This is a genomic window from Nocardia sp. NPDC003345 (assembly GCF_053589395.1).
The window spans coordinates 1-6,076 of record NZ_JBSFRU010000365.1; the positions used below are offsets into that span (position 1 = coordinate 1).

4 protein-coding genes and 1 pseudogene are annotated in these 6,076 nt (G+C 71.4%); 4 read left to right on the plus strand and 1 reads right to left on the minus strand.

Annotated elements, in window-relative coordinates:
• From ACWDU1_RS28055 to ACWDU1_RS28065, 3 genes are all read left to right on the plus strand, one after another.
• Positions 1-2,716: amino acid adenylation domain-containing protein (locus ACWDU1_RS28055; RefSeq protein WP_450003017.1), on the plus strand; the 2,716-nt coding region annotated here is incomplete at its 5' end.
• The gene (locus ACWDU1_RS28060; protein WP_450003018.1) at positions 2,713-3,474 is read left to right on the plus strand and encodes a DUF6875 domain-containing protein; all 762 of its coding nucleotides are present in this window, start codon (positions 2,713-2,715) and stop codon (positions 3,472-3,474) included. The genes ACWDU1_RS28055 and ACWDU1_RS28060, both read left to right, overlap by 4 nt.
• 40 nt (positions 3,475-3,514) lie before the next feature.
• Positions 3,515-4,498, plus strand: coding sequence for an alpha/beta hydrolase (locus ACWDU1_RS28065; RefSeq protein WP_450003020.1), 984 nt, complete (start codon positions 3,515-3,517; stop codon positions 4,496-4,498).
• 34 nt (positions 4,499-4,532) lie between these two features.
• Here the strand turns inward: ACWDU1_RS28065 and ACWDU1_RS28070 are convergent, their stop codons facing one another.
• Positions 4,533-5,255: a hypothetical protein gene (locus ACWDU1_RS28070; RefSeq protein WP_450003022.1), complete on the minus strand. Its 723-nt coding sequence runs from the start codon at positions 5,253-5,255 to the stop codon at positions 4,533-4,535.
• Positions 5,256-5,774: 519 nt separating this feature from the next.
• Here ACWDU1_RS28070 and ACWDU1_RS28075 point away from each other — a divergent pair.
• Positions 5,775-6,076, plus strand: a pseudogene (locus ACWDU1_RS28075) (hypothetical protein); the annotation flags it as partial.

The window sequence follows — 6,076 nt, forward strand, 5'->3', positions numbered from 1 at the left end:
GAATCGTCGCGCGGGCGCCCGGGCCGGGAGACCGGCGGCCCCGGTCCGGTGGGCGGCGGCCGATTCGGCCGGTCCCGGCACCCGGACGCTTTCCGACCTGCTGCGAAGTGGGGCCGGTCGTCCCGATGCGATAGCGGTAGTGGACGGGACCCGCGCGCTCACCTACGGCGAACTCGACGGGCAGGCCCGACGATGGGCGCAGGCCCTGCTGGAAGCCGGTGTGGGACCCGGTGAGCCGGTGGCCGTCGCCGTGCCACGCTCGGTCGAATCGGTGCTCGCGGTGTGGGTGGTCGCGACCCGCGGCGCCTGCCTGATGCCGATCGACCCCGACGACCCACCGGACCGTATCGCGGCCCTGCTGTCCGCCGCCCGGGTGCGCACCGGGCTGACGGTTTCGGGAATCCGGCGGAAGCTCCAGGCGAGAGCCGGCACAGCCCAGGACGCCGGGCAGGCAGGTGCGGCAGAGAACGGCGATACCGCGATCCGCTGGTTCGACCTCGACGGTCCGGCCCCGGCGGTCGTCGCGGGCCGGTTCGCCCGGCCGCTGCCGGACCACCCCGCCTACCTCATCCACACCTCGGGCACCACGGGAACACCGAAGGGCGTGCTGGTGGGTCACCGGGGGCTGGGCGCGCTCACCGACCACCTCCTAGAGTGTTACCGGCTGGACGCCGATTCCGTGGTGCTGCACGCGCATTCCCCTGCCTTCGACGCGCATCTGCTGGAACTGCTGGCCGCGTTCGCGGCCGGGGCGCGGCTGGTGGTCGCCCGGTCCGGGACCGCGATGGGCGCCGGACTCGGCGACCTCGTCCGGACCGCCGGTATCACCCATCTGCTCAGCACCCCGGCGATTCTGTCCACTCTGGACCCCGCGGAACTGCCCGGACTGCGGGTCGTGGTGACCGGTGGGGAGACGCCTCCGGCCGAACTGGTGCGGCGGTGGGCGCCGCGGGTCCGGCTGCACAACGGCTACGGCCCCACCGAGACGACCGTGATGACCATGCAGAGCGATCCGCTCCCGCCCGGCGACCCGGTGCTCATCGGGCCGGCGCTGCCCGGGGTGCGGGCGAAACTGCTGGACCGGAGGCTGCGCCCGGCGCCCGCCGGTGGGCGGGCGGAACTGTATATCGGCGGCCCGGGTGTCGCGCTCGGATATCTGGGCGCTCCCGCCGCGACGGCCGTGCGGTTCGTCGCCGATCCGGCGGGATGCGGGCGGCGGATATATCGCACCGGCGATCTGGCGCGGCAGGACCCGGCCGGCTACGAATACCTGGGCCGGGCCGACCGGCAGCTGTCGGTGCACGGCCGCCGGATCGAACCCGCCGAGATCGAATCGGCCCTCACCGCCGGACCGGAGATCGCGCAGGCGGTTGTCACGGTGAGCGGCGGTCCGGGCCCGGGGGCCCGGCTGGCCGGCTATATCGTCGCGGCCGCGGATCATCCGGTGGATACCGCGGCGACCCTTCGACGACTACGGGCGGTGCTGCCCCCGGCGCTGGTGCCCGCGGTGCTGGTGCCGATCGACCGGATCCCGTTGACCCCCAGCGGGAAACTCGATCGCGGCGCCCTGCCCGAACCCGTGCTGGTCCGGGACCACCGGCCGCCGGAGACCGATACGCAGCGGCTGGTCGCCGAGCGGATCGGCCGGGCGCTGGGCCGCGAATCCGTCGGCCTGGACGATGACTTCTTCGCATTGGGCGGGAATTCGCTATCGGGCGTGGGCCTGTCGGCCGATCTCGCCGAAACCACCGGGCTCCCGATCACGGTGCGGTGGTTGTACACCGCGCCCACTGTGGCCGATCTCGCCGCACGAATCGCCACGGACCGCGCCGCCGCCGAGTTCGGTAGCGCGACGGCGGCCACCGGCAACGGGAACGGCACGTGGGGCCCGGCCACCGAATCCGCCGAGGGATTGCAGATACTGCTGCCGCTGCGGCGCGGCGGCGCGCGGCCGCCGCTGTTCTGTTTCCACTCCGCGGTTCCGCTGGCCTGGTGTTACGCCGGTCTGTCGCGCCATATCGCGGACCGTCCGGTCTACGGTGTGCAGTCGCCCGTGCTCACCGCCGCCGGGCCGGACCCCGGCACCGCCGGCGAACTCGCCGAACACTATGTGCGCGAAATCCTGCGGGTGCAGCCGGAGGGGCCGTACCACCTGCTGGGCTGGTCGCTGGGCGGACAGCTCGCGCACGCCGCCGGAGTGCGGTTACGGGATCTCGGCCGGGAGGTCGCACTGCTGGCCATGCTGGACAGCGTGGTGTTCCCGCCCGATTCCCCGCCGCCGCCCCGGCCGCGGATGCGGGACCTGCTCAACCATCTGCTCGGCGAGGAACCCGATGAGGCGACCGCCGCCGCGGCGCCGGAACTCACCGCCGCCGAGGCCGCCGCCGAACTGGCCGCGGCGGGCGCCACCCTGGGGACCGGGCTGACGGCCGGTCAGCTGGACCGGCTGCATCGGGCCTATGTGAGCGGGGTCGAGATATCGCATCGCTACCGGCCCGGGGTCTTCGACGGGGATCTGCTGTACTTCTCGGCGACCCGGGGCATGACCGAAATGCTCGATTCCGGGCTCTGGCGGCCCTACGTCACCGGGGAACTGATCGAATACCCCGTCGACGCCGCGCACGGGCAGCTGACCAATGCCGATGTCGTCGCGGATATCGGACCCATCCTGGCGAGGCATCTGGCCCGCCCGGTCGAACCGGCGGGCAGCCGGTGACCGGCCGCCGCGCCCTCACTTCGGCCGCCGCCCGGCAGGCGGCCGGCGCCCGGGCCGAGCCGCCGGAGTACCGCGGGCCGCGCACCGGCGTCGCCTGGCGCGACGTCTACGCGGACCCGGACCGCTGGGCGCGGGAACATCCCGGTGCCGCGGCGCTGACCGGATGGATCACCTCCCATCTCTGCCAACCGCACCCGGCCCTGGGCCGGGACGGGCCGGTCTGCCCGTTCGTCCGGCAGACGACCCTGCGCCGGGCCCTGTGGACCGCGGTCGTACCGGGCGGGGACGATCTCCGCGACGACGAGCTGTCGGCGGCGGTACTCGATGCCCGCGACCTCTACCACCGGTTGCGCGACGGCAGTGACGAACGCTGGCTCACCGCGGTGGCGGCCTTCCCGGGCCTCACCGATACCGCCCGGATCGACCGGGTCCACCGGCTGCACAAATCCGAGGTCGTCGGCGAGGGGCTGATGCTGGGCCAGTTCTATCCGGGCTGCCGGGTGCCGGGATTGTGGAACGCCGATTTCCATCCGCTCGACGCCCCGCTGCCGATGCTGGTGATCCGGCCCATGATGACCACCGACTATCCGTTCCTGGTCGCGCGCGCGGAATGGCTGTACGCCTATTTCGGAAAGGTCGCGCCGCAGCTGCCACGCGCGCTGCGGTGGTCGATCGCCGAGCGGATGCGGGTGCCGGAGGAACAGGCCGGGCGGATCACCGCGCTGCGGGTCCACGACCACGACGAACACGCCAGGTGAATACCGCCGGGCCGGTCCGGCGCGTGATAGAAACCTCGGCATGTACCGGCTGCCGCGTTGCCTGGTGTACCTGTTCACGCTGTGTATCGGCCTGATTCCGGCGGTGGTGGCCGGTCCGGCCGCCGCCGAGGGACCGGCCCGGATCCTCGATATACGGCCACTGGGCGGGCGCCAGCTCGAGGTGGTCGTGCATTCGGCGGCCATGGACCGGCCGATCACGCTGTGGATGTCGCATCCCGGCCCCGGTGCGCCCGCGCTGTACCTGCTCAATGCCGTCGACGGCGGTGAGGACGGCGGGCCGTGGATGCGGCGCACCGACGTGGAGGAATTCTTCGCCGACAAACCGGTGAACGTGATCGTTCCGATCGGCGGCCGGGCCAGCTACTACACCGACTGGATCGCCGACGATCCGGTACTGGGACGTAGCAAATGGGAAACGTTCCTCACCCGCGAGCTGCCGCCGCTGCTGGACTCCCGGTTCGGGATGACCGGGCGCAACGCCGTAGCGGGCCTGTCGATGTCGGCGACCTCGGCGTTGAACCTGGCGACCCGGGCGCCGGGGCTGTACCGGGCGGTCGGTGCCTACAGCGGATGCACCCGGACCAGCGATCCGGCCGCCCGCGCCATCGTGTACTCGCAGCTGGCGCTGTTCGGGGCGAACGCCACCAATATGTGGGGCGCGCCGGACAATCCGGCCTGGACCGAGCACGATCCGATGCTGAATCTGGAACGCCTGCGCGGTACGGCGCTCTACATCTCGTCGGGTAACGGAGCTCCCGGGCAGCACGAGGTGCTGGGCTCGCGGGGTATCGAGGGCGATCCGCTGCGCCTGGCCGACCGGATGGTGGTCGGCGGCGCCATGGAGACGGTGGTCGGCAACTGCACCGGTCCGCTGGTCGCCGCACTGGCCGCCGCGCAGATCCCGGCGGCGGTACATCTGCACCCGGGCACCCACGCCTGGGCCTATTGGCAGGACGATCTGCACCGGTCCTGGCCGGTGTTCGCGGGCGCGCTCGGAGTCTGACCGGCCGGGATCCCGCGGCCGAGGTCCGGTCCGGTCAGACCCGATACCAGACGAAAGGCTCGTCGCGGGTGGGGCCGTAGCGCTCGATCCGGTCGAACAGCCAGGCGGCGGGCTCCACCACGGCGCTGCGGCCCTGGGCGTCGTCGTAGGCCACCAGGATCCCGACGAACGCGGCATGCCCGTCGGCGGTCTGCCGGTAGACCACCGCACCGGAATCGCCGCCCTCGGCGCCGAGGGCGTTACTGACGTAGAGCCATTCCTCGGTGGCCTCGGTGATCGTGCCGCAGCTCCAGCCGGTGGTGGCACCGATCTTGCAGACCTCCTGGCCAAGCTGCGGTTTCATATCCATGGTGGACAGCCCGAAGCGGCCCATGGACGCGGCGACGCCGATACCGTCGTACAGCCGGATCAGCCCGAATCCGAATTTCAGGCCGTCGTCGGGGTGCTGGAATTCGAACCAGCCGATCGGATTGCCGACCTTGTCGGTGACGATGCCCGGGTGATAGCAGTGCCCGGCCGTCACCGCGTACTGTGCCGCGCCGATGGAGCCGGTCAGTCCGATCGTGCATTTGTTGATCACGGCTTTACCGTCGGCGATCGTGGTGTGCCGGATCTCCATACCGGGATGCACCGTGATCGCCGGTGCCGCCGCGGCGGGCGATCCGGGCAGCAGCGCGGTACCGGCCGCCAGCACGGTCAGGACCAGCGCGGCGGTGAGCGGAATACGATGTCGCCCCCGCCGTTCAACACCGAACATTCGCCTACCTCGAACCTGCTCGGGCGACCGCCGACGGCGGTCGGATCGGGCAGCAGCGTAGACGACCGGGGCATGAGATGCGCAGCGACGGCTTCCCAGCTGCTGGAAGCCGAGCCGGGCCCGGCCTGTGGGCCGGGGTGCGGGTGGTGCCCGGTCGTGTAAACAAATGTAAACCACTGGAGAAGCCACGATTTCCGAAATTTCACCGAACCGGCCGGATCGGCCCGCCCGGCGCCCGGGCGGGGCGCGTTTCCGGCGGTTTTCCCAGGTTCGCGCCGCCGGTGGCGGGCCCGGCGGCCCGCTCACCGTGACCGCCACATTGCGGTGACCTCACACCTCACCGACCTGCGGTTTTCGATGTGAGAAGACCGTTTGGCCAGGTCGGGTGGCGTCCTTACAGTTCGTATTGACTGTGTATGAGCGCGGGCCCTTCTTGGTCACGCTGCGCTACCGCCGCCGGGCCCGGCGCGTTCATACACGGCATCAGCCCGATTCACCGTTTGCAGAAAAGGGGGCGTCGTGGTTGCCTCACGAAATCCGGGGTCGGCGCGTACCGATCGGCCCGCCGATCCCGGCGCCGGCGACGCACTCCTGCGGCTGGGGAAGTATTTCCAGCGCGGCGAGGTCTCCGCGGATCAGCGGACCGTGCACAAGGTCGGCGGTCGTGACGGCGACGAGTTCTACCGGGACCGCTGGTCGCACGACAAGGTGGTGCGTTCCACCCACGGTGTGAACTGCACGGGGTCGTGCTCCTGGAAAACTATTAGGGGCGTGTTGCGCGGTCCCGAGAGAGCCGAGAGCGTCCAACTGCTCTCGCACGG